This window comes from Pseudomonas sp. NPDC077649 (assembly GCF_044542855.1).
Taxonomy (GTDB): domain Bacteria; phylum Pseudomonadota; class Gammaproteobacteria; order Pseudomonadales; family Pseudomonadaceae; genus Aquipseudomonas.
In genome coordinates this window covers 1,318,879-1,343,132 of the sequence record NZ_JBITVF010000001.1, presented here as the reverse complement: position 1 = coordinate 1,343,132, position 24,254 = coordinate 1,318,879, and the positions used below count along the sequence as shown (strand labels likewise).

Sequence of the window (24,254 nt, the reverse complement as noted above, 5' to 3'; positions counted from 1 at the left end):
TCAGGGGCACCAATAGATTTCGAGAGGGGAATGCAGGAAGGCGCGGATCGGCAGGCGGGCCACTTCGCCCGGCGCCAGCGCCTCGGCCAGGGTGGCCAGCTTGGCCTGGCCCTGGATCGCCAGCAGCGGCAGGCGCGCGCCGGCCAGCAGCGGCAAAGTCAGGGTCAGGCGCTGCGCCGGCTGGCTCGGCGCCTGCATCGGCAGCACCCGGCGCGGGCAGTCGGGGCGCAGCGCCAGGTCGAGATTGGGGCTGTCCGGGAACAGCGAGGCGGTGTGGCCGTCATCGCCCATGCCGAGCACCAGCACGTCGATCGACGGCAGTTCGGCGAAGGCCGCGTCGGCCAGTTCGGCGGCCTGCTCCAGGCTGCCGGCGACCCGGTACAGGCCGAGGAACTGCGCCTCGGCGGCGGCCCCGCGCAGCAGGTGACGGCGCACCAGCGCCTCGTTGCTGCTGGCGTGGTTGACCGGCACCCAGCGCTCGTCGGCCAGGCTCACCAGCACCTGGCGCCAGTCCAGCGGCTGCTGCGCCAGGGCTTCGAAGAAGGCCACCGGGCTGCGTCCGCCGGACACCACCAGGGTGGCGCTGCCGCGGCTGTCGATAGCCTGGCGCAGCGCGTCGGCCACGCGCAGGGCCAGTGCGTCGGCCAGGCTCTCGGCGCTGGCGTGGCTGCGGGCGGTGATGCCCGTGGGCAGTTCGAGATTAGAGATCGCCATACCAGCTCCTCCCGTCGCGAGTGATCAGCGCAACCGAGGCCATCGGGCCCCAGCTGCCGGCGGTATAGGGTTTCGGCGCCTCGCCGAGTTGCTTCCAGCCGGCGATCAGCTGGTCGCACCACTGCCAGGCGTATTCGATTTCGTCCTTGCGCACGAACAGGTTTTGGCTGCCGCGCATCACCTCCAACAGCAGACGTTCGTAGGCATCGGGGATACGCGCGCTGCGGTAGGTGTCGGAGAAGCTCAGCTGCAGCGGGCCGCTGCGCAGCTGCATGCCCTTGTCCAGCCCCTGGTCCTTGGTCAGCACCTGCAGGGCGATGCCCTCGTCCGGCTGCAGGCGGATGATCAGCTTGTTGCCGATCAGCTGGCGCTGCTCCGGGGCGAAGATGTAGTGCGGCGGCGCCTTGAAGTGGATGACGATCTGCGACAGCTTCTGCGGCATGCGCTTGCCGGTGCGCAGGTAGAAGGGCACGCCGGCCCAGCGCCAGTTGCGGATGTCGGCGCGCAGGGCGACGAAGGTCTCGGTATCGCTGCGGGTATTGGAGTTCTCCTCCTCCAGGTAGCCCGGCACCGGCCGACCGTCGCTGCTGCCGGCCACGTACTGGCCGCGCACCACGCGCTGGCCGAGGTGCTCGGCGCTGATCGGCTCCAGGGCCTTGAGCACCTTGACCTTCTCGTCGCGGATGCTGTCGGCGGAGAGGTCGCTGGGCGGGTCCATGGCGATCAGGCAGAGCAGCTGCAGCAGGTGGTTCTGGATCATGTCGCGCAGCTGCCCGGCCTGGTCGAAGTAGCCCCAGCGCCCCTCGATGCCGACCTTCTCGGCCACGGTGATTTCCACGTGGGAGATGTGGTTCTGGTTCCACTGGGTCTCGAACAGGCTGTTGGCGAAGCGCAGGGCGATCAGGTTCTGCACCGTCTCCTTGCCCAGGTAGTGGTCGATGCGATAGACGCGGTTCTCCGGGAACACCTGCGCCACCGCGTCGTTGACCGCGCGCGAGGAGGCCAGGTCGTGGCCGATGGGTTTCTCCAGCACCACCCGGCTGTGTTCGGCCAGGCCCACCGCCGCCAGGTTGGCGCAGATGCCGCCGTATACCGAGGCCGGGGTGGCGAAGTAGGCGATCAGCTGGTCCTGGCTGCCGGCCAGCTCGGCCAGCGCCAGGTAGTCCTCGGCCTGGAGGAAATCCATGGTCAGGTAGTGCAGGCGCGCCTGGAAGCGCGCCAGCACGCCCTCCTCCAGCTCCTTGGCCGGCACGTGCAGGCGCAGGGCCTGTTCGATGGCGGCCAGGTGGCGCTGCGGCTCGCCGGCTTCGCGGGCCAGGGCGAGGATGCGGCTGTCGTCATGGAGCAATCCGGCGCGATCGAGCTGGTACAGCGCAGGGAACAGCTTGCGCAGAGCCAGGTCGCCGAGGGCGCCGAACAGGGCAAAGGTGCAGGATTCGAGTTTTATCGCGGCCATGATGTTTGTTCTTCTATCAAGATGCACTAGAAATACCGGGTAGCAGCGGTTAAAGCAAGAACAAATGTTGTAATAACAACAACATTTTTCCATTATGCGGATAAGCAGTGGTGGCCACCGGGCCTCATCAGTAGGATAGGCCAGCCATTTTTCCGCCCGTCGCCAGCGCCTGCCGCGACGGCGCCAAGCCTGTTAGGAGCCCCTATGGACCGCGTGCGCAACCTGCTGGAACAGATCCAGAGCCGCCTCGACGACCTGAACAAGGCCGAACGCAAGGTGGCCGAGGTGATCCTGCACGACCCGCAGCAGGCCACCCGCCTGAGCATCGCCGCCCTGGCCCAGGCCGCCCAGGTCAGCGAGCCGACGGTCAATCGCTTCTGCCGCTCGTTCGGCGTCAACGGCTACCCCGAGCTGAAGATGCAGCTGGCGCAGAGCCTGGCCAGCGGCGCCGCCTACGTCAGCCAGGCGGTATCGGCCGACGATGGCCCCGAGGCCTATACCCGCAAGATCTTCGGTAGCGCCATCACCTCGCTGGACAGCGCCTGCCAGTCGCTCGACCCGCAGTTGATCAGCCGCGCCGTCGACCTGCTGATCCAGGCACGGCAGATCCACTTCTTCGGCCTCGGCGCCTCGGCCTCGGTGGCGCTGGACGCGCAGCACAAGTTCTTCCGCTTCAATCTGGCGGTGTCGGCGCACTCCGACGTGCTGATGCAACGCATGATCGCCTCGGTGGCGCACACCGGCGACCTGTTCGTGATCATCTCCTACACCGGGCGCACCCGCGAGCTGGTGGAGGTGGCGCGCCTGGCGCGGGAGAACGGCGCGTCGGTGCTCGGCCTGACCGCCGCCGGCTCGCCGCTGGCGCAGATCAGCACCCTGAGCCTGGACATCCCGCTGCCGGAGGACACCGACATCTACATGCCGATGACCTCGCGCATCATTCAGCTCACCGTACTCGACGTGCTCGCCACCGGCGTTACCCTGCGCCGCGGCGTGGACTTCCAGCCGCACCTGCGCAAGATCAAGGAGAGCCTCACGGCCAGCCGTTATCCGGCGGGCGAGGAACCGCTCTAGCGATCCAGCGGCGGCGGGGCGGTGCGCATGACGCCCCTCCCGCCACCGGCCGACAGGCTCTTAACCGCTCATCAGCAACGACTGCCCACCCATCTCCGTCGGCACCGGCAGGTCCATCAGCTCCAGCAGGGTCGGCGCGATGTCGCACAACCGGCCATCGCTGAGGGCGAACTGCCCGGCCCGCCCGCTGACCAGGATCAGCGGCACCGGATTGAGGGTGTGCGCGGTGTGCGCCTGGCCCGACTCGGCGTCGCTCATCTGCTCGACGTTGCCGTGGTCGGCGCTGATCAGGCACTCCCCGCCGACCGCCAGGGTCGCCTCGACCACCTCGGCCAGACAGGCGTCCAGCGCCTCCACGGCGCGCACCGCTGCTTCGAAGGAGCCGGTGTGGCCAACCATGTCGCCATTGGCGTAGTTGCAGACGATCAGGTCGAAGCGCTGACCCCGGATCGCCTCGACCAGACGCGCGGTCAACTCGGGCGCGCTCATCTGCGGCTGCAGGTCATAGGAGGCGACGTCCGGCGAGGGAATCAGGATGCGCTCCTCACCAGCGAACGGTTGCTCGCGCCCGCCATTGAAGAAGAAGGTGACGTGCGCGTACTTCTCCGTCTCGGCGATGCGCAGCTGGGTCTTGCCCAGCCCGGCCAGGTATTCGCCCAGGCTGTTACGCAGGCTTTGCGGCGGGAAGGCGCAGGGCCCGTCCAGCTGCTGCGAGTAACGGGTCAGGGTCAGCAGCCGGCGCTTGTCGACCAGGCGCGAGCGGGCGAAACCGACGAAGGCCGGATCGACCAGCGCCTGACACAACTGACGCGCGCGGTCGGGACGGAAGTTCATGAAGATCAGCGCATCCTCCGCCGCCAGCGCGACCGGCTCGCCGATGCCGGTAGCCTTGATGAACTCGTCCGACTCGCCGCGGCCATAGGCCTGCTGCAGGCCGGCCTCGGCCGTGGCCGCCCGGAACTCGGCGCCCCCCTCGACGATCAGCCGGTGGGCCGCCTCGATCCGCTCCCAGCGGTTGTCGCGATCCATCGCATAGTAGCGGCCGATCAGCGAGGCGATGCGCCCCTTGCCCAGCGCATCCAGCTCGGCCTGCAGCTGCGCGATGAAGGGCCCGGCGCTCTGCGGCGGGGTGTCGCGGCCATCGAGGAAGGCATGCACGTAGAAGCGCTCGATGCCGCGCTCGGCCAGCACCCGGCAAGCGGCGATGATCTGCTCGGCGTGGCTGTGCACCCCGCCCGGCGACAGCAGGCCGAGCAGGTGCACCGCACCACCGCGGCGCCGCGCGCCGTCGAGCAGCTCGACCAGCGCCGGATTGGCGGCGAACTCGCCATCGGCGATGGCCCGGTTGATCCGCGTGAGGCTCTGGTACACCACCCGCCCGGCGCCGAGGTTCATATGGCCGACCTCGGAATTGCCCATCTGCCCCTCGGGCAGACCGACCGCCAGGCCCGAGGTGGCGATGCGGCCGTGCGGATAGTGAGCGAACAGTGCGTCCAGGGTCGGCGTACGCGCCGCGGCCAGGGCATTGCCCTCGACCTCCCGGCGCAGGCCGATGCCGTCGAGAATGATCAGGGTTCGGGTGGTCATCGGCGCCTCTCAGAAGATGTAATCGGTGGTCAGGAAGCTCGATTCGCGGTTGCGGATGATCTCGCTGACCAGCGCCTTGTTGCCGTCCTGGAACTTGGTCGCCACCAGGGTACGGATGGAGAACACGCGCAGCGCGTCGTGCACCGACAGGGTGCCTTCGGCCGAGTTCTTGCGACCGTTGAACGGGAAGCTGTCCGGGCCGCGCTGGCACTGGGCATTGATATTGATCCGGCCGACCTGGTTGGCGAAGGCATCGACCAGCCGGCCGACCTGGGCCGAGTCGCTGCCGAAGATGCTCAGCTGCTGGCCGTAGTCGGAGTCGAGCACGTAGTCGATCACCGTCTGCAGGTCGCGGTAGGGCACCACCGGCACCAGCGGGCCGAACTGCTCCTCCTGATAGATGCGCATGGCCGGACTCACCGGGTAGAGCACGGCCGGGTAGAAGAACGACTGGCGCGACTCGCCGCCGTCGGCATTGACCACCCGCGCACCCTTGGCCACGGCATCGGCCAGCAGGGTCTGCAGATAATCGCATTTGCCCGGCTCGGGCAGCGGCGTCAGGGCGACCCCGGGTTCCCAGGGCATGCCCGGCTTGAGCGCGGCCAGCCCGGCGCTGAACTTGTCGAGAAAGCTGTCGACCACATCCTCATGCACGAAGAGGATCTTCAACGCCGTGCAGCGCTGCCCATTGAACGACAGCGCCCCGGTCAGCGCCTCGCTCACGGCGTTATCCAGGTCGACCTCGGGCAGCACGATGCCCGGATTCTTCGCGTCCAGGCCCAGCGCCGCGCGCAGGCGGTGCGGGCGCGGGTGCAGCTTCTTCAGGTCGCTGGCGCCCTTGTGCGTACCGATGAAGGCGAACACGTCGACCTTGCCGCTGGCCATCAGCGCGCTGACGGTCTCGCGGCCGCTGCCGTAGATGACGTTGATCACCCCGGCCGGGAAGCTGTCGCGGAACGCCTCGAGCAGCGGGCGGATCAGCAGCACGCCGAACTTGGCCGGCTTGAACACCACGGTGTTGCCCATGATCAGTGCCGGGATCAGGGTGGTGAAGGTCTCGTTCAGCGGGTAGTTGTAGGGCCCCATGCACAGGGTCACGCCCAGCGGCACCCGGCGGATCTGGCCGAGCGTGTCCTGCTCCAGCTCGAAGCGGCTGGAGCGACGGTCCAGCGCCTTGAGCGCCTCGATGGTGTCGACGATGTAGTCGCAGGTGCGGTCGAACTCCTTCTGCGAGTCCTTGAGGTTCTTGCCGATTTCCCACATCAGCAGCTTGACCACCGCCTCGCGCTGCTCGCGCATGCGCGCCAGGAACGCCTCGACGTGCTGGATGCGCTCGGCCACGCGCAGGTTGGGCCAGGCACCCTGACCGTTGGCGTAGGCACGCACCGCGGCGTCCAGGGCGGCCAGCGCCGCCTCGGCGTCGAGCCGCGGCGTGCTGCCGAGGATCACCTGCTCGTCGCCCTGTGCGGTGGCCAGGAACACCGGGCTGCGCACCGGTGCCAGCGACCCCTCCCAGGTGCGCAGCTGGCCATCGACCAGGTAGTCGCGCTGCTCGATGGGCGCGCCGGGGCGGTATTGCTCGGGAATCTCGGCCAGGGCCGGAAACAGGCGATCGAGACGGTTGGCAGCGCTCATGGCGTCAGCTCCTCTGGGGGGAAGATCGAAGCGCCGCAATAGGCGGCACGGCCTTGCAGCGCCTGCTCGATGCGCAGCAGCTGGTTGTATTTGCCGACCCGGTCGGTACGACACAGCGAACCGGTCTTGATCTGCCCGGCGCAGGTGGCCACCGCCAGGTCGGCGATGGTGGTGTCCTCGGTCTCGCCGGAGCGGTGCGAGATCACCGCGGTGTACCCGGCATCCTGGGCCATGCGGATGGCATCGAGGGTCTCGCTGAGACTGCCGATCTGGTTGAACTTGATCAGGATCGAGTTGCCGATGCCGCGATCGATGCCCTCCTTGAGAATCCGGCTGTTGGTGACGAACAGGTCGTCGCCGACCAGTTGCACGCGTTTGCCCAGCTTCTCGGTCAGGTAGGCCCAGCCATCCCAATCGCTCTCGTCCATGCCGTCCTCGATCGAGGCGATCGGGTAGCGCTGGCACAGCCCGGCCAGGTAGTCGGCGAAGCCGGCGGAGTCGAAGCTCTTGCCCTCGCCGGCCAGCACGTAGCGACCGTCGCGGTAGAACTCCGAGGCGGCGCAGTCCAGCGCCAGACTGATGTCCTTGCCCAGTTCATAGCCGGCGCGGCGCACCGCCTCGGCGATCACCACCAGCGCCTCCTCGTTGGACGCCAGCGAGGGCGCGAAGCCGCCTTCGTCACCCACCGCGGTGCTCAGGCCGCGCTCGCCGAGCACCTGCTTGAGCGCATGGAAGACCTCCGCGCCCATGCGCAGCGCCTCGGCGAAGGAGCCGGCGCCAATCGGCTGGATCATGAACTCCTGGATGTCGACGTTGTTGTCGGCATGTTCGCCGCCATTGATGATGTTCATCATCGGTACCGGCAGGCTGAACCGCTCCGGCTGGCCGTACAGCGCCGCCAGGTGCTCGTACAGCGGCATGTCCTGCGCCGCGGCGGCGGCCTTGGCACTGGCCAGCGACACCGCGAGGATGGCATTGGCGCCCAGCACGCTTTTGCTCTCGCTGCCGTCCAGGGCGATCATCGCCGCGTCCAGCTCGCGCTGGTTCAGCGCATCCAGGCCGAGCACGCGCTCGCGGATCGCCCCCTTGACGTTGGCCACCGCGCGCTGCACGCCCTTGCCCAGGTAGCGCTCGCCACCGTCGCGCAGCTCCAGCGCCTCGCGGCTGCCGGTGGAAGCGCCGGACGGCACGCTGGCGACGCCGACCGCGCCACCGGCCAAGGTCACCACGGCTTCGACGGTCGGGTTGCCGCGCGAGTCGAGGATCTCGCGGGCGGTCACTTGCTGGATACGGGTATCAGTCATTGCCTTCGCTCTCGGTGGAAACAGCTGCAGTGGTTGGATCGACGGGCGCAGCGGCGAGCAGTTCGCGCTGCTCGGCATAGGCTTCGCGAAAATCGAAGTCGCGCGGCCACTCGGATTCGCCGGCCGGTACGCGGCCAGCGGACTGGATCGGGGTATTCATGGGGCCTCCTAACAAACGTTGTCGCCGACGCGGATCACCCGCAGGCAATTGGTGCCGCCCTGGGCATTGGCATGGTCGCCGCGCGAGATCAGCACGTGATCGCCGGCGGCCACCACGCCGCGGCGCAGCAGCTCGTCGACCGCGCGGGCGTTGACCTCGGCCAAGGGAAAACCGTCGCTGTCGAATGGGATGGTCTGCACCCCGCGGAACAAGGCGACCCGGTTCTGGGTGCGCGGGTTGCGCGAGAAGGCGTAGATCGGCAGGTGCGAGCGGATCCGCGACATCAGCCGCGGCGTGTCGCCGCTCTCGGTCATGCAGATGATCGCCTTGACCCCGTGCAGGTGGTTGGCCGCGTACATCGCCGCCATGGCGATCGACTCGTCGATCTTGTGGAACACCTCGTCCATGCGATGGCGCGAGCGATGCGCCAGCGGGTGCTTCTCCGCCCCGACCACGACCCGGCACATGGCCTCGACCGTCTCGATCGGGTAGGCGCCGGCCGCGGTCTCGGCCGAGAGCATCACCGCATCGGTGCCATCGAGCACGGCGTTAGCCACGTCGAACACCTCGGCACGGGTCGGCAGCGGCTGGCTGATCATCGACTCCATCATCTGCGTCGCGGTGATCACCACCCGGTTGAGGCTGCGGGCGCGCTCGATGATCAGCTTCTGCACCGCCACCAGCTCGGCATCGCCGATCTCCACGCCAAGGTCGCCGCGCGCCACCATCACCCCGTCGGAGGCCTCGATGATCGCCTCCAGCACCTGCAGGTCGTTGACCGTCTCGGCCCGCTCGATCTTGGCGATCAGTCCGGCCTCGCCGCCCGCCTCGCGCAACAGGCGGCGGGCGCAGTGGATGTCGGCGGCATCGCGCGGGAAGGACACCGCCAGGTAGTCGACCTGCATCTCGGCGGCGGTGAGGATGTCCTCGCGGTCCTTGTCGGTCAGCGCCGCCGCCGACAGACCGCCGCCCTTGCGGTTGATGCCCTTGTTGTTCGACAGCGCCCCGCCGACCAGCACCTCGCAGAGCAGCCGAGTCGCCTCGACACGCTTGACCTCGAGCTCGATGCGCCCGTCGTCGAGCAGCAGGATGTCGCCGGGGCGGCTGTCGCCGATCAGCTCCTCGTAGTCGATACCCACCGCCTGCTCGTCACCGGCCTGCTTGTCCAGCGCGGCATCGAGGGCGAAGGCCTGGCCCTTGCGCAACTGCACCCGGCCCTGGGCGAAACGCGCAATGCGGATCTTCGGCCCCTGCAGATCGCCCAGCACGGCGACGAAACGCCCGTGCTTGCGCGCCATCTCGCGCACCAGGCGGGCCCGGGCGATGTGTTCGGCGGCGCTGCCGTGGGAGAAGTTCAGGCGCACCACGTCGACACCGGCCAGCACCAGCCCCTCGATCGCCTCGGGGCTCTCGGTGGCCGGGCCCAGGGTGGCCACTATTTTTGTTCTTCGTTGCACAGTTCAAACCCTCGTAAAGACCTGTTTTCCGCACAGGACAGGGACCGCCATCGGCCTACCCACGCCCCGCCCGCGCGACAGCCGGCACAACCGCCCGACAGTCCCTGCATGGCGAACACCTCTCGACCTCGCACGCCGGATCGAAACCCGGAAATTGCCGTGCGCAAAGAAGAAAAGTTGTTTTAGTAAAAATATCAGCTATTGATACTCCTAAAAATTCGAGCGATCAAGGGATTATGTAGTAATAAAACAACATTTGTTCGGACATGCTCCAAGGTCGCCCCCGGCGGGTCACCGCGCCAGCAATGACCGCACACGAGCTCGAGGCGCTTGCGGGCCGGCACCGGCACAGCGTGAAATGGCGGCGACCCCGTCATGGCCGAGACTGCGCGGGTGCGGGAAGCCCACGAGCGGCGGACCGCAGGCTCCATCGGCCAGGAGCGCTATCGATCCGATCTTTCAAGGAAGAGGGGGAGCGGCGCGAGCGCCTGTTGCGGTTCCGTCGCGAGACGCCTTTCTGCGAACCTGTGTCGCGCCACGCATAATCTGCCGCTATCGGTGGGACCGGCCGGGTGGCGCTGCGCTGGGCGGCACTCTGCCTGCGCAAGATCAAGGAGAGCCTGACCGCCAGCCGTTGTCCGGCGGATGAGGAGCCGATTCAGGGCACGCTGGTGGGTTGGTGCGCGCAGCGCACCCTAGGGTTTCGGCGCTCCGCCGGTAAACGGATGTCTGGTGCGCATTTGGTCGGCGCAGCCTAGGGTGCGCCGTGCGCACCGCCGATACCCGGTCCCACGGTGGTTAACGGGCCAACCCCGCGCGCAGGCTCAACTCGCCCTCCTCCCCTGGCCGCAGGCATAAACTATCGGGCCCGCAGCTGGCGGCCTCGACGCAGAGAAAACCCAGGCTCTCGTTCCAGCCGACCTCGGTCAGCGGCCGGCTGCCGGGGTGCCAGACCACGCTGTTGGCGCCGCCGCGGGTGTCGATGGCCAGGCGCCGCTGCCAGGGCAGGTCCTGCAGTTGCAGCACGCCGGTGTGGCGGAAGATGCGGTGGCAACCGTCCTCGATGCGCAGCTCGCCTTCCTGGCGGCAGTCGGCCCGGGCCAGCAGGTCATGGCCGGCGGCGCCGTCGAGGCCTAGCAGCGCCACCCGCGATACGTCGCTGATCCGCCAGTAGGCATGCAGCGCGTGGCTGAGCCGGCACGGCTCGCTGTCCTGATGACGGGTCACCAGGCGCAGCGCCAGGGTCTCGCCCAGCTCGGCCTCGAGGCGCAGCGTCCAGTCGCACAGCTCGAGCTGCCAGGCCAGCTGCACGCTCTGCTCGCCCCAGTCGCAGGCCAGCAGCTGCCAGTCCTCGCTCAACCGCGCCCAGCCATGGGACGGCCAGCCGCTCTCGCTGGGATGGCGACCAAACCAGGGCCAGCAGATCGGCACCCCGCCGCGAATCGCCGCGCCCTGCGGCCAGTGCCCGGCGCACCACAGCCAGGGCCGCTGGCCGCGCGGCTGAAAGTGCAGCAACTGCGCGCCCTGGCGGCTGAACGCCGCCTGGAACAGGCGGTGTTCGAGCAGCAGCAGCTCGCGCCCCTGGCGCACCGTCCAGCGCTGGCGCGCCAGACCGGGCTCGGCAAAGAGCCCGGCCAGCGGGTGCAGCTCGGCGCCGCCGCTGGCGGCGCCGAAGGGGCGCGAAGCGCTTACCACCAGTGCTCCACCTGCACGCCGAAGTTGTAGCCGTGGCGCGCATTGTCGAAGGCGCCGCTGTCGGACAGCGCCGAGCCGGCCGCCAACTGGCTGGCCGCCTGCTGCGCCGCGCGGTTCCAGCTGGCGTAGGTGTAGTACAGGCGAAACTCCGGGCGCGCCCAGAAACCGGGGCCGGCCGGCGACCAGGTGGGGGCGATGGTGAACTTGGTCAGCTTGCGCGTGCCATCTGTGGCATCGACCTGATCGTGGCCCAGCTCACCGACCAGCTTGAACTGCTCGGTGAAGGCGTAGCTGGTGCGCCCGCCCACCGACAGCCAGTCCTGGTCGTCGCCGTCGGGCCGGGTGTCCTTCTGGTAGACGAACTGCACCTGGCCGCCGAGACGCGGCGTGGACTGCCAGTCGAAGAACTCCACCAGGCGCCAGCTCTTGTTGTCGCGATCCAGGGTGACGTCGCCGGTATAGCCCAGGCCGGTGCCGGGGCCGCGGCCGTACTGCAGGGCGAAGGTGTTGGTGCCGCCGAGGAAATCGCTCTGCTTGTGCTGCGCGGTGACCGCCCAGCCGCTGTTGGCGCCGGTGCTGTCGGGCTTGTCGATATAGCTGACGCCGAACTCCAGTTCGCCGCCCGGGTTGACCTTGAAGCCGCCGACGTTGAAGTCGTGGCGGTTGATGTAGGGCTCCTGAAAATAGCTGTCCTTGCGCGAGAAGGCGTAGCTGTACTTCAGCCCGCCGTACTCGAAGTCCTCGATGCCGGCGCCGGTGGCGCTCTGGTTCCAGTAGTAGAAGTCGCTGATATGGATGTCGTTACGCTTGTAGAAGCGGCGTCCGGCCCACAGCGAACCGCCGTTCAGCGCCGGCACCTTGCTCCATTCGGCGTACATCTGGTTCATCCGCGCGAAGCCATGCTCGCCGGTGAACTCCGGGGTGTGGCCGTACTGGTTGTACAGCTGGGCCATGCCCTCGACGCTCAGCACCGAGCCGTCGTCGAGGGTCAGCAGGTCCTGGCGCAGGTCCAGCTCGATGTACTGCTCGCACTCGTTGCCGAGGCGGTACTTGGACTGCGCGCCGGGCAGCTGGAAGCAGGACTGGGTGCCGCCGTTCTCCGAGCCGCCGGCGCCGCTGCGCATATAGCCGCTGAACTCCAGGGCCTGCACCTGTGGCGCGGCCAATGCCAAGGCCAGTAGAAAGGGTGTCGCGGGGCCGCCCAGGCCGAGCGAGTGGAAGGCAGCTTGCTGTGTGGTCTTCATCGTTGCTCCTGATTGTTTTTATTTTTTACGGATGCTGCGGAATAGCCGCCGCAGCGTCGGCTTTTTCCATTGCCTGGGTGCGCACCCTACGGGATAAGGCGCGCCGATACCGCGGCGTGGCTCAACCTCTCTTCAACTGCGCCACCTTGCCCTCAGCGGCCTGACGCTTTCCCGGACGCAGGCGCTCGCCGCTGCCGGCGTCGAACAGCAGCACGCGGGCCGGATCGAACTGCAGATCGAGGCTGGCGCCGGCCTGCGGCGCGGCGTCCGGCGCCAGGCGGCAACACACCTTGGTCTGGTTGAGGCTGACGAATACCAGGGTGTCCGGGCCGGTCGGCTCGACCACCTCGACCTCGGCGCGCAGGCTCGGCAGCGTCGAGCCGGCGCCGGCCAGCTGGATCTGCTCGGGGCGCACGCCGAGGATCAGCTCGCGCCCTTCCAGCTCCGCCGCCGCGCCCAGGGCCAGCTCGCAGCGCGCCTGCCCGGATTCAAGCACGGCGAAACACTGGCCGTCGCGCAGCTGCAGGCGCAGCGGGATGAAGTTCATCGGCGGCGAACCGATGAAACTGGCGACGAACTGGTTAGCCGGGTCGTTGTAGATCTCCTGCGGGGTGCCGAACTGCTGGATGATGCCGTCCTTCATCACCGCCACCTTGTCGCCCAGGGTCATGGCTTCGATCTGGTCGTGGGTGACGTACACCGTGGTGGTCTTCAGGCGCTGGTGCATCAGCTTGATCTCGGTGCGCATCTCCACGCGCAGCTTGGCGTCGAGGTTCGACAGCGGTTCGTCGAACAGGTAGATCTTCGGCCGCCGCGCCAGCGCCCGGCCCATGGCCACGCGCTGCTGCTGGCCGCCGGACAGCTGGCCGGGCTTGCGCCCCAGCAGGTGCTCGATCTGCAGCAGCTTGGCCACGCGCGCCACCTCGGCCTCGATCTCGGCCGGCGGCAGCTTGCGGATCTTCAGGCCGAAAGCGATGTTGTCCTTCACCGTCATGGTCGGGTACAGCGCGTAGGACTGGAACACCATGGCGATGTCGCGATCCTTCGGGCTCATGCCGCTGATGTCGGCGCCGTCCACCAGGATCGCCCCGCCGCTGATGTCCTCCAGGCCGGCGATGCAGTTCATCAGGGTGGATTTGCCGCAGCCGGAGGGGCCGACCAGGATCAGGAACTCGCCGGAGTCGATGGCCAGTTCGATGTTCTTCAGGGTGTCCGCCAGGCCGCTGCCGTAGGACTTGTTGACGTTGCGCAGTTCGAGGGTAGCCATGGTTATTACCTCAACCTTTGACGGCGCCGGCCGTCAGGCCGCGCAGGAAGTACTTACCGGCCAGGATGTAGACCAGCAGGGTGGGCAGCCCGGCGATCATCGCCGCGGCCATGTCGACGTTGTATTCCTTGGCCCCGGTGCTGGTGTTGACCAGGTTGTTCAGCGCCACGGTGATCGGCTGGGTGTCGCCGCTGGCGAACACCACACCGAACAGGAAGTCGTTCCAGATCTGGGTGAACTGCCAGATCAGGCAGACCATGATGGTCGGCACCGACATCGGCAGCAGGATGCGCGCGAAGATGGTGAAGAACCCCGCGCCGTCGAGGCGCGCGGCGCGCACCAGCGCCTCGGGAATGCTCACGTAGAAGTTGCGGAAGAACAGCGTGGTGAAGGCCAGGCCGTAGACCACGTGCACCAGCACCAGGCCTTCGGTGGTGTTGGCCAGGCCGAGCTGGCCGAGGGTGAAGGACGCCGGCAGCAGGATCACCTGGAACGGCAGGAAGCAGCCGAACAGCAGCAGGCCGAAGAACAGCTGCGAGCCGCGAAAGCGCCACATGGCCAGCACGTAGCCGTTCAGCGCGCCGAGCAGGGTGGAGATCAGCACCGCCGGGATGGTGATCTTCACCGAGTTCCAGAAGTAGCCGCCGACGCCGTCCCAGGCCTTGACCCAGCCGATCAGGGTGAACACGTCCGGAATCGACAGCAGGTTGCCGCTGCGGATGTCGTCCGGGGTCTTGAAGCTGGTCAGCAGCATCACCAGCAGCGGCACCAGGTACACCGCGCAAGCCAGGATCAGGGTGGCATGGATGGCCAGGCGGCTGAGGCTGAAGGCCTTCACCCGGGGCACGGGGCGCGGCGCCAGGCGCGCATCGAGGACAGAATCAGTCATGGCGTTTGCCTCGCAGTTCGGAATACAGGTAGGGCACCAGGATCGCCAGCACCGCGCCGAGCATCAGCATCGCGCTGGCCGCGCCGAGGCCCATCTGGCCGCGGGTGAAGGTGTGGGCGTACATGAACATCGCCGGCAGGTCGGAGGCGTAGCCGGGGCCGCCGGCGGTCATCGAGGCGACCAGGTCGAAGCTCTTGATGGCGATATGGGCGAGGATCATCAGCGCGCTGAAGAACACCGGGCCCAGGCTCGGCAGCACGATACGCAGGTAGATGCTCGGCAGGCTGGCGCCGTCGACCTGGGCGGCGCGGATGATCGACTGATCCACCCCTCTCAAACCAGCCAAAAAAAGCGCCATGACGAAGCCGGAGGACTGCCACACCGCGGCCATCACCAGGCAGTAGACGACGCGCTCCGGGTCCACCAGCCAGTCGAAGCGAAAGCCCTCCCAGCCCCAGTCGCGCAGCAGCTTGTCCAGGCCCAGGCCGGGGTTGAGCAGCCACTTCCAGGCGGTGCCGGTGACGATCATCGACAGCGCCATGGGATAGAGGAAGATGGTGCGGATAAAGCCTTCGCGGCGGATGCGCTGGTCCAGCAGCACCGCCAGCAGCACGCCGATGACCAGGCTGATGGCGATGAACAGGCCGCCATAGACCAGCAGGTTCTGGCTCGCCACCCACCAGCGGTCGTTGTCCCACAGCCGCGCGTACTGCTGCAGCCCGACGAAGTTGTAGCTGGGCATGAAGCGCGAGTTGGTGAACGACAGCAGGAAGGTCCAGCCGATGTAGCCGTAGAAGCCCACCAGCACGATGACCATGCTCGGCGCCAGCACCAGCTTGGGCAGCCAGCGTTGCAGGGCGTCCAGCGGTGAGGCTTTGGCGAAGACTGCGTTTGAACTCATGGATCACTCCGTTGTTGCGGGTTGCACGGCCGGCCCCATTGCCCCTGAAGGAGGGAAACGCGGCGCGGCCGATCCCGTGGCGCAGGCCTACGGGCATGCGCCTGGGATCACAGGCTTGAAACCGGCGGGTTACACCCGCCCTGGGGGAAGGGCCGCCTAGGCGGCCCGAGTGCTCACTGCACCGCCTGAATCGCCGCCGCCAGTTGCTGGGCAGCCTTCTGCGGGTCGGCCTTGGGGTCGTTGAAGAAGTTGGTCACCACGTCGAACACCGCGCCCTGCACGTAGCTGGAGGCGGCCATGCCGTGGGCCAGGCTCGGCTGCAGACCACCGCCGGCGGCGGCCTCCTTGAAGTCGGCCATGGATTTCTGCGCGCAGGCGTCGAAGCTGCTCATGTCCTGATCCATGCGCACCGGGATCGAGCCCTTGTTCTGGTTGAAGAACTCCTGGAACTCGGTGCCCATCACCGTGCGCGCCAGGTCTTCCTGGGCCTTGCGGTTGTCGGCGTCGCTCAGCTTGAACATCGCCAGCGAGTCGATGTTGAAGGCGAAGCTGCCCTGGGTGCCGGGGAAGGCCAGGCACTGGTAGTCCTTGCCGGCGACCTTGCCGGCGGCGGTCCACTCGCTCTTGGCCCAGTCGCCCATGATCTGCATGCCGGCCTTGCCGTCGATCACCAGGCCGGTGGCGCTGTTCCAGTCGCGCCCGGCGGCGTCGGCGTCGATATAGCCGCGCAGCTTCTGCAGGGCGGCGAACACCTCGACCATCTTGGCCCCGGTCAGGGTGGCGCGGTCCTGCTCGACGAAGGCCTTGCGAAAGCCCTCGGCGCCGAGAATGCTGAACGCCAGGTCCTCGAACACGGTGCCGTCCTGCCAGGGCTGGCCGCCATGGGCGATGGCAATGAAGCCGGCGGCCTTGAGCTTGTCGGCGGCGGCGAAGAATTCGTCGAGGGTGGTCGGCGGCGTGGCGCCGGCCTTGGCGAACACTTGCGGGTTGATCCACAGCCAGTTGACCCGGTGCACGTTGACCGGCACCGCCACGTAGTCGCCCTGGTACTTCATCACCTCCACCACCTGCGGCGGCAGCAGGCCGTCCCAGTTCTGCTCGGCGGCGACGCCGTTGAGATCGGCGAGCAGGCCCAGCTCGCCCCACTCCTGGATATCCGGGCCCTTGATCTGCGCGGCGGCGGGCGGATTGCCGGACACGGCGCGGGTCTTCAGCACGGTCATGGCCGCTTCGCCACCGCCACCGGCGACGGCGAAGTCCTTCCAGCTGTGGCCCTGGGCTTCGACCAGTTTCTGCAGGGTATCGGCGGCGCGCTTTTCGCCACCGGAGGTCCACCAGTGCAGCACTTCGACTTCGCCGGCGGAGGCGGACAGGGGCAACAGGGCAGCGAGGGAGATAGCACAGGTCAGGCGAGAGATCGCTTTCATGGGATAAGGCACCTTGTTGTTGTTATTCGCGGGCAAGTCGTGGTGCTTGCGCTGGAATCGAGTCTAACCACGGCCTTGGCCGCGGCGGGTAACGAAGGGATGAAGAAAGGTCACCGAATGGTTACATAAGCGGGCCAGCCCACGGGCTGGTAGGCTTGCCGGCTTTGCACCACTGCCGGGGACCACTTCCATGCATGCACTGATCGCCCTCAGCCGCTTTATCGGCAACAGTTTCGCCCTCTGGGTGCTGCTGTTCGCCGTGCTGGCGTTCTTCCAGCCGAGCTGGTTCCTGCCGGTGACGGCGTGGATAGTACCGCTGCTCGGGCTGATCATGTTCGGCATGGGCCTGACCCTCAAGGGCGCGGACTTCAGGGAAGTGGCGCGGCGCCCGCTGGCGGTGCTGCTCGGCGTGCTGGCGCAGTTCAGCATCATGCCGGCGGTGGCCTGGGTGCTGTGCCAGACCTTCGGCCTGCCGGCGGAAATCGCCGTCGGGGTGATCCTGGTCGGCTGCTGCCCCGGCGGCACCGCCTCCAACGTCATCACCTGGTTCGCCCGCGGCGACCTGGCGCTGTCGGTGTCGATCACCGCGGTGACCACCCTGCTCGCCCCGCTCGTCACCCCGGCGCTGATCTGGCTGCTGGCCTCGGAATGGCTGCCGGTGTCGTTCGGCGCCATGTTCGTCTCGATCCTCAAGATGGTGCTGCTGCCCATCGTCCTCGGCCTGATCGCCCAGCGCCTGCTCGGCGAGCGGGTGAAGACCGCGGTGGAGGTGCTGCCGCTGATCTCGGTGGTGTGCATCGTCGCCATCGTCGCCGCGGTGGTGGCCGCCAGCCAGGGCAAGATCGCCGAATCCGGCCTGCTGATCATGGCGGTGGTGATGCTGCACAACGGCATCGGCCTGGGGCTCGGCTACCTGGCCGGGCGCCTGTTCGGCATGCCGCTGGCGCAGCGCAAGACCCTGTCGATCGAGGTCGGCATGCAGAACTCCGGCCTCGGCGCGGCGCTGGCCAGCGCCCACTTCAGCCCGCTGGCGGCGGTGCCCAGCGCGCTGTTCAGCGTCTGGCACAACCTGTCCGGCCCGCTGCTGGCCACGGTTTATCGTCGGATGAGTCAGGATTCCGATAAAAGCGCCAGCTGAATCAAAAACTTCCGTTGATCCGGGGCAGCTTGCCCCGGCCTCGAAGATGTGCAGAATACTGCACGACGCGAGGACGACCTCCGCATTGCCGCAACGGCGATGAATCATCCCGGGGACGGCCCCTTCAGTCCCCACTGGAGGTCATCATGTCCTGGATCATTCTGCTGCTCGCCGGCCTGTTCGAAGTCGGCTGGGCCGTCGGCCTGAAATACACCGACGGCTTCACCCGTCCCCTGCCCAGCCTGCTCACCGTCGCCGCCATCGTCATCAGCCTCGGCCTGCTCGGCCTGGCCATGAAGGAATTGCCGCTGGGCACCGCCTACGCCATCTGGACCGGCGTCGGCGCAGTGGGCACGGTGATCGCCGGCATCGTCCTGTTCGGCGAATCGATGGCGCTGCTGCGCCTGGCCAGCGTGGCGCTGATTCTCTGCGGGCTGGTCGGGCTCAAGCTGAGCCATTGAGGACGCCCGCTCCGTGAGAGGCGCTTTGGCGGCGAATCGCGGCTGCGACTGCATGGATGCAGGAGGCAGCGCCGCGCCCGTTCTCGAAAACGCTCCCGGCGTTTTTCCTACCTCCCCCATCCATGGGGTCGCCTACGGGCTGCGGCATTCACCACATCCCTGTGGATTGCGAATCAGGATGCCCGAGCCGAAAGCCCCTCCCACACGAGCGTTCGCTACCGCCAATCGCCACGCAACTCGGCCACCTGTGCCTGCAACACCTCGCGCCGCGCCAGCTCCGGCGCCAGCGGCGCGCCGGCCACCAGGCACACCCGCGACCACAGGCGCTTGAACGGGCCCTTGCGCGGGTCGCGGCTGAAGAAGCTGCCCCACAGCCCGCGCAACGCCATGGGAATCACCGGCACCGGGTTCTCCTCGAGGATGCGCTCGATGCCGGCCTTGAACTCGTTGAGCTCGCCGTCGCCGGTCAGCTTGCCCTCGGGGAAGATGCACACCAGCTCGCCATTGCGCAGGTACTCGGCGATCTTCTTGAACGCCGCGTCGTAGATCAGCAGGTCCTCGTTGCGCCCGGCGATCGGCACGGTGCCGGCGGTGCGGAAGATGAAGTTGAGCAGCGGCAGGTCGTAGATCTTGTAGTACATGACGAAGCGCACCGGCCGCCGCACCGCGCCGCCGATCAGCAGCGCGTCGACGAAGGACACGTGGTTGCACACCAGCACCGCCGGGCCCTCGTCGGGGATGGCGTCGAGCCCCTTGTGCTCGACCCGGTACATCGAATGGCCCAGCAGCCAGATGAGAAAGCGCATGCTGAACTCGGGGACGATCTTGAAGATGTAGCTGTTGACCGCCACGTTCATCAGCGACACCACCAGAAACAGCTGCGGAATCGACAGCCCGGCGACGCTGAGAAAGAGGATCGCGACTATGGCCGAGGCCACCATGAACAGCGCGTTGAGGATGTTGTTGGCGGCGATCACCCGTGCCCGCTCGTGCTCGGCGGTGCGCGACTGGATCAGCGCATACAGCGGCACGATATAGAAGCCGCCGAACAGGCCGATGCCGAGAATGCAGCCGAGAATCCACCAGGCCTGGCCATGGCCCAGCAGCGCCAGCCAGTCGTGCGGCGCGGCGCCCTGGGGAAAACCGCCGGAGAACCACCACAGCAGCATGCCGAACAGGGTCAGGCCGATGGAGCCGAACGGCACCAGGCCGATCTCCACCTTGTGCCCACTCATGCGCTCGCAGAGCATCGAACCCAGGCCGATGCCGAGCGAGAACACGGTGAGGATCAGCGTCACCACGCTCTCGTCGCCGTGCAGCCACTGCTTGGCGTAGGCCGGAATCTGCGTCAGGTAGATGGCGCCGAGAAACCAGAACCAGGAGTTGCCCACCAGCGAGCGCGACACCGCCGGACGCTGGCCGAGGCCGAGCTTCATGATCAGCCAGGACTGGCGCAGGATGTTCCAGTCCAGCGGCAGCGTCGGCATCGCCGCCGCCGCGCGCGGGATGCCGAGGCTGGCCAGGTAGCCGAGCAGCGCCACGCCGACCACCGAACCGGCGACTATGGCCGCGTAGCTGCTGCTGGCCATCATCACCCCGGCGCCGATGGTGCCGGCGAGAATGGCCAGGAAGGTGCCCATCTCCACCAGGGCGTTGCCGCCCACCAGCTCCTCCTCCTTCAGGTGCTGCGGCAGGATCGAATACTTCACCGGGCCGAACAGCGCCGACTGGGTGCCCATGGCGAACAGCACGGCGAGCATCAAGGGCAGGCTGTCGAGCAGCACCCCGGCGGCGCCGGCGAGCATGATGAACACCTCGGCCAGCTTGATCTTGCGGATCAGGGCGTCCTTGGCGAACTTCTCGCCGAACTGGCCGCCAAGGGCGGAGAACAGGAAGAACGGCAGGATGAACAGCAGCGCGCAGAGGTTGACCAGCAGATCGCGGTCGGCGCCGGTGTTGAGCTTGAACAGGATGGCGAGAATCAGCGACTGCTTGAAGATGTTGTCGTTGAAGGCGCCAAGCAGCTGGGTCAGGAAGAACGGCAAGAAGCGCTTCTTGCCGAGCAGGGCGAATTGCGATTGTTGGGTCATCGTCCATGGTCCTCGCGGGGCCGGATTGCCCGCACAGGCATTTGACTGCAATTGCCCCGGCGAAAGCCACAGGACAAATGCGATGGCGATAACCACCCCGCACCATGAGGTGGAGGCCGTAGGGTGGATGTCGCTTTTTACATCCACCAGAGCGGTGGATCGGTGAAGCGTGATCCACCCTACGCAGCGCCCAAAAAAAACGGCAGCCCAATCGGGCTACCGTTCTCGAACTCGGAGAAAACGTCAGTGCCAGGCACTGACTACAACCTCACCTGCACTCCCTGGGGAATGCCTGGCCAGTCTGACAAAAGCCCCGAGCAGCGTCCGTTTAGCTTTGTTACCTGCCTGCAAAGAAATGTAAACGGCGGATGACTGGGCGGTCCGCGCCGCGGCACAATCACGCCATGAACGCCTACCACCCCGCCTGCTGCAGCCCCCTCGACGACCACGACCCACTGCCCCGCCCGCTGCCCGGCACGCGGCTGATCAGCACCCGCTTCGACCCGGCGCGACTGGCCGCGGACGACTTCGTCCGCTGCGATATCGCCCCGGTGCGCGGCGTGGCCAAGCGCCAGAGCGAATACCTGGCCGGCCGCCTGTGCGCCCGCGAGGCGCTGCGACGGCTGACCGGCGTGGCCTGCGTGCCGGCCGTCGGCGCCGACCGTGCGCCGCAGTGGCCGGGCGGCGTAACCGGCTCCATCACCCACGGCGACGGCTGGGCCGCGGCGCTGGTCGGCCATGCCCGGCAGTGGCGCGCCATCGGCCTGGACGTGGAGCAGCAGCTGCCCGTCGAGCGCGCCCTGCGCCTGCAGGGCGAGATCCTCACCCCGGCAGAGCTGGAGCACCTCGACGGCCTGGACGACGCGGCCCGCGCCCAGCGCATCGGCCTGAGCTTCTCGCTCAAGGAAAGCCTGTTCAAGGCGCTCTACCCGCTGACCCTGACCCGCTTCTATTTCCAGGATGCCGAAGTGCTCAGCGCCGATCAGGACGGCGCGCGCCTGCGCCTGCTGCTCGACCTCAGCCCCGACTGGCGCGCCGGCGTCGAGCTGGACGGCCAGTTCGTGCTGTTCGAGGGCAAGGTCTTGAGCCTGGTGGCCGTACCTGCCTTATAAGCGGTGCGCGGCTCGTAGGCTGTCGCGGGGCCGCCTAGGCCGTGCGCACCAGGCCCAGCGCCGGCCGCCGCCCTACTCGCCCTGACGCCGCGGCCACACCAGGCTGAAACGCGCGCCGCCGAGGCTGGCGCTGCAACCGATCTGCGCGCGGCCGCCGTGCCAGTAGATGATCCGTCGCACGATGGACAGCCCCAGGCCATGCCCGCCGGAGGCGCGGGTACGGCTGTCGTCCAGGCGCAGGAAGGGGCTGAACAGCCGCTCCCAGGCCTCCTCGGGCACGCCCGGGCCGTCGTCCTCGACGTCGATGCGGCAGCGCTTGTGGCCCACTTGGCAGCTGATCAGCACGCGCGACTCGGCGTAGCGCATGGCGTTGCTCACCAGGTTCTGCAGCGCCCGGTGCAGGTAGCGCGGCTCGGCTTCGACCCAGCAGGTGCCGTCTTCCTGCACGCTGAGGGTCGCCCCGCGCTCGACCCGCACGCTGGCGCGCAGCGGCGCCAGCTCCTCGATCACCTGGTCGATCAGCGCCTGCAGCTCGACCTGCTGGAAGTTCAGCGCCGGCGAGCCCTGCTCCAGGCGCGCGTAGGTGAGCATCTCGTCGACCAGCTTGTCGAGGTCCTGGATATCGCTGTCCATGCCGTCCATGTACTTGCGCCGCGCCGCCTCGCTGCCCGCATCGGCGATCATCTCCAGGCCGAAGCGCAGCCGCGCCACCGGCGTGCGCAGCTCGTGGGACACCGCGCGCACCAGCTCGCGCTGGATGCTCAGCGAGCTTTGCAGGTGCTCGGCCATGGCGTTGAAACTGCTCGCCAGGCGCCCCACCGAGTCGGCGCCGCGGGCCGGCACGCGGGCATCCAGGCGGCCGCTGGCGATGCGCGTGGCGGCGCCTTCCAGGCCGCGCAGGCGCTGCTCCAGCGAGCGCACCAGGAGGTAGACGATCAGGCCGATCAGGCTCAGGCCGAGGGCGCCGATCAGCACCAGCAGCTGCGGCGGGTAGGGGTTCATCTGGTACAGCGGGCCGATCTCCAGCACCCAGGGCGTATCGACTATGCCGGAGAACACATGGATGGAGTCGCCGCCCTTGCCGAGGGCCATCACCGTGTCGCCCTCGTCGATGCGGCGACGCTGGTCGAGGTCGAGACCGGCGTCCTGCAGGCGCACCAGACGCAGGTCGAAGCCGAACTGCTTGGCCGCCTTCAGCTCGGCCAGGCGCCTGGGCTGCTCGTCCACCGGGTGGCGGATCAGCTCGTCGATCAGCAGGTAGTTAGTGGCGCGCGCCAGCTGCTCGCTGATCTGCTGGATCTCGCCGGTCAGCAGCAGCGGCTCGTGCTCGCTGAGCAGGCCGTGGACCTTGGCCGAGTGCGGCCCGGTCTGCTGCACCAGGATCTGCCCGCGCTGCAGGCGGTTGCGCGCGCTGCTGTCGAGCTGCGCCTGATCCAGGCTCTGCAGGCTGAGCGGGATGCCGAGCAGGCGCGACCAGACCGCCAGGGCGCGCTTGCGCTCCACTTCGTTCATCGGCGCCAGGTTATCCGCCATCAGGCGGAAGGTGCCGCGCGCCAGGCCCTCGCGGTACTGGTCGGCGCGCACCTCGTTGACCAGGTGCAGGGTGCCGACGCCGAGCAGCGCCACCAGCACCAGGGCGGCCAGCATGCCGCCGTAGATGCGCAGGAAGATGGAGTTCATGCCATGGCCTGCGCCGCCTCGGCGACGAACAGGTAGCCCTTGCTGCGTACCGTCTTGATCAGCCGCGGGTGCATCGGGTCGTCGCCGATCTTCGGCCGGATGCGCGAGATGCGCACGTCGATGGAGCGGTCCTGGCCGTCGTACTCGATGCCGCGCAGGGCGGTGAAGATTTCCTCGCGCGAGAGGATGCGCCCGGCGTTGACCGCCAGCAGCCAGAGCAGGTCGAACTCGGCGCTGGTCAGCTCGATGCCCTGCTCGCCCAGCCAGGCCTCGCGCATGGCGTTGTCGATGGCCAGCGGGCCGAACTGCAGGCGCCGCGGCTGGCCCTCGTCGTCGCGCTCGGCCTCGACGCCCTCGCGACGCCGCAGCAGGGCGCGGATGCGCGCCAGCAGCACGCGCGGGCGCACCGGCTTGCACACGTAATCGTCGGCACCCATCTCCAGGCCCAGCACCTGGTCCATGTCGTCGGTGCGCGCGGTGAGCATCAGGATCGGCCCCGGGTAGCCGGCGCGCACCTTGCGGCAGATACTCAGGCCATCCTCGCCGGGCAGCATCAGGTCGAGGATCACCAGGTCCGGCTGCTCGGCCAAAATCCGCGCCGCCGCCAGGGCGCCGTCGGCCTCGATGGCTACGCGCAGGCCGTTGCCTTCGAGGTATTCACGGGTCAACTGCGCCAGGCGCTGGTCGTCCTCGACAATCAGGATCTGCCACGCTTCTTGTTCCACGCCCTCATCCTCTCTCGACTGCCGCGACCGGAAAATGCCGGCATTGTAGCCAACCGAGGTGCTCAAGGGGCATATGAACCGACATGTGAAACACTAGATATTGTGTTTGGCTAATCTCTGTGATCGAGCCAAATCGGCAGAAAATTTGCGACCAGCGGCATGGCGCACTGGATAGGCCAGAGCGTGCAGCTCCCCCATAAATCTTTTCACAGCATGATCCACAGACCTACCCACAGAC

The 24,254-nt window shown here is 67.7% G+C and carries 20 protein-coding genes; 4 read left to right on the top strand and 16 right to left on the bottom strand.

Features of this window, described 5'->3' with window-relative positions; translation table 11 throughout:
* Positions 1–714 carry a 6-phosphogluconolactonase gene (gene pgl / locus ACIGFL_RS06180; RefSeq protein ID WP_397496480.1) on the bottom strand — a complete coding sequence of 238 codons (714 nt, stop codon included), beginning with the start codon at positions 712–714 and terminating at the stop codon, positions 1–3.
* On the bottom strand, positions 701–2,170 hold the full coding sequence (gene zwf / locus ACIGFL_RS06175; RefSeq protein WP_397496479.1) for a glucose-6-phosphate dehydrogenase: 1,470 nt from the start codon (positions 2,168–2,170) through the stop codon (positions 701–703). The genes pgl and zwf overlap by 14 nt, the downstream gene beginning before the upstream one ends.
* A gap of 213 nt (positions 2,171–2,383) precedes the next feature.
* Here zwf and ACIGFL_RS06170 point away from each other — a divergent pair, with 213 nt between their 5' ends.
* On the top strand, positions 2,384–3,244 hold the full coding sequence (locus ACIGFL_RS06170; RefSeq protein WP_397496632.1) for a MurR/RpiR family transcriptional regulator: 861 nt from the start codon (positions 2,384–2,386) through the stop codon (positions 3,242–3,244).
* Between the two features lie 60 nt (positions 3,245–3,304).
* Here ACIGFL_RS06170 and gpmI read toward each other — a convergent pair whose 3' ends face one another.
* From gpmI to ACIGFL_RS06115, 11 genes are all read right to left on the bottom strand, one after another.
* A complete protein-coding gene (gpmI, locus tag ACIGFL_RS06165) occupies positions 3,305–4,831 on the bottom strand; it encodes a 2,3-bisphosphoglycerate-independent phosphoglycerate mutase (RefSeq protein ID WP_397496478.1) in 1,527 nt (508 codons plus the stop codon).
* 9 nt (positions 4,832–4,840) lie between these two features.
* The gene (locus tag ACIGFL_RS06160; RefSeq protein WP_397496477.1) at positions 4,841–6,466 is read right to left on the bottom strand and encodes an NADP-dependent glyceraldehyde-3-phosphate dehydrogenase; all 1,626 of its coding nucleotides are present in this window, start codon (positions 6,464–6,466) and stop codon (positions 4,841–4,843) included.
* Complete coding sequence (gene eno, locus ACIGFL_RS06155; RefSeq protein WP_397496476.1) at positions 6,463–7,770, bottom strand: phosphopyruvate hydratase; 1,308 nt, start codon at positions 7,768–7,770, stop codon at positions 6,463–6,465. The genes ACIGFL_RS06160 and eno overlap by 4 nt, the downstream gene beginning before the upstream one ends.
* Positions 7,763–7,930, bottom strand: a complete 168-nt coding sequence (locus ACIGFL_RS06150; protein ID WP_397496475.1) for a hypothetical protein — start codon at positions 7,928–7,930, stop codon at positions 7,763–7,765. The genes eno and ACIGFL_RS06150 overlap by 8 nt, the downstream gene beginning before the upstream one ends.
* Before the next feature lie 8 nt (positions 7,931–7,938).
* Positions 7,939–9,387 (bottom strand): pyruvate kinase, encoded by a 1,449-nt coding sequence (gene pyk, locus ACIGFL_RS06145; protein WP_397496474.1) that lies wholly within the window; start codon positions 9,385–9,387, stop codon positions 7,939–7,941.
* 798 nt (positions 9,388–10,185) lie between these two features.
* Positions 10,186–11,082, bottom strand: coding sequence for a D-hexose-6-phosphate mutarotase (locus tag ACIGFL_RS06140; protein WP_397496473.1), 897 nt, complete (start codon positions 11,080–11,082; stop codon positions 10,186–10,188).
* A complete protein-coding gene (locus ACIGFL_RS06135) occupies positions 11,076–12,326 on the bottom strand; it encodes a maltoporin (RefSeq protein ID WP_397496472.1) in 1,251 nt (416 codons plus the stop codon). The genes ACIGFL_RS06140 and ACIGFL_RS06135 overlap by 7 nt, the downstream gene beginning before the upstream one ends.
* Before the next feature lie 121 nt (positions 12,327–12,447).
* A complete protein-coding gene (locus ACIGFL_RS06130) occupies positions 12,448–13,593 on the bottom strand; it encodes an ABC transporter ATP-binding protein (RefSeq protein ID WP_397496471.1) in 1,146 nt (381 codons plus the stop codon).
* Positions 13,594–13,603: 10 nt separating this feature from the next.
* Complete coding sequence (locus ACIGFL_RS06125) at positions 13,604–14,482, bottom strand: carbohydrate ABC transporter permease (RefSeq protein WP_397496470.1); 879 nt, start codon at positions 14,480–14,482, stop codon at positions 13,604–13,606.
* Positions 14,475–15,383 carry a carbohydrate ABC transporter permease gene (locus tag ACIGFL_RS06120; protein ID WP_397496469.1) on the bottom strand — a complete coding sequence of 303 codons (909 nt, stop codon included), beginning with the start codon at positions 15,381–15,383 and terminating at the stop codon, positions 14,475–14,477. The genes ACIGFL_RS06125 and ACIGFL_RS06120 overlap by 8 nt, the downstream gene beginning before the upstream one ends.
* A gap of 173 nt (positions 15,384–15,556) precedes the next feature.
* Complete coding sequence (locus ACIGFL_RS06115) at positions 15,557–16,810, bottom strand: ABC transporter substrate-binding protein (RefSeq protein WP_397496468.1); 1,254 nt, start codon at positions 16,808–16,810, stop codon at positions 15,557–15,559.
* 190 nt (positions 16,811–17,000) lie between these two features.
* On the opposite strand from ACIGFL_RS06115, the gene ACIGFL_RS06110 reads away from it, so the two are divergent.
* Together ACIGFL_RS06110 and sugE are read left to right on the top strand one after the other, a co-directional pair.
* On the top strand, positions 17,001–17,948 hold the full coding sequence (locus tag ACIGFL_RS06110; protein ID WP_397496467.1) for a bile acid:sodium symporter family protein: 948 nt from the start codon (positions 17,001–17,003) through the stop codon (positions 17,946–17,948).
* Between the two features lie 146 nt (positions 17,949–18,094).
* Positions 18,095–18,409 carry a quaternary ammonium compound efflux SMR transporter SugE gene (sugE, locus tag ACIGFL_RS06105; protein ID WP_021442940.1) on the top strand — a complete coding sequence of 105 codons (315 nt, stop codon included), beginning with the start codon at positions 18,095–18,097 and terminating at the stop codon, positions 18,407–18,409.
* Positions 18,410–18,624: 215 nt separating this feature from the next.
* Here the strand turns inward: sugE and ACIGFL_RS06100 are convergent, their stop codons facing one another.
* Positions 18,625–20,499, bottom strand: a complete 1,875-nt coding sequence (locus ACIGFL_RS06100; protein WP_397496466.1) for an MFS transporter — start codon at positions 20,497–20,499, stop codon at positions 18,625–18,627.
* 404 nt (positions 20,500–20,903) lie between these two features.
* Here ACIGFL_RS06100 and ACIGFL_RS06095 point away from each other — a divergent pair, with 404 nt between their 5' ends.
* Positions 20,904–21,611: a 4'-phosphopantetheinyl transferase gene (locus tag ACIGFL_RS06095; RefSeq protein ID WP_397496465.1), complete on the top strand. Its 708-nt coding sequence runs from the start codon at positions 20,904–20,906 to the stop codon at positions 21,609–21,611.
* Positions 21,612–21,683: 72 nt separating this feature from the next.
* Here ACIGFL_RS06095 and ACIGFL_RS06090 read toward each other — a convergent pair whose 3' ends face one another.
* Positions 21,684–23,291: an ATP-binding protein gene (locus ACIGFL_RS06090; protein WP_397496464.1), complete on the bottom strand. Its 1,608-nt coding sequence runs from the start codon at positions 23,289–23,291 to the stop codon at positions 21,684–21,686.
* Entirely contained in the window at positions 23,288–24,016 is a 729-nt protein-coding gene (locus ACIGFL_RS06085; protein ID WP_397496463.1) for a response regulator, read from the bottom strand. Before ACIGFL_RS06085 ends, ACIGFL_RS06090 begins: the two co-directional genes overlap by 4 nt.
* Between the last annotated feature and the right edge of the window lie 238 nt (positions 24,017–24,254).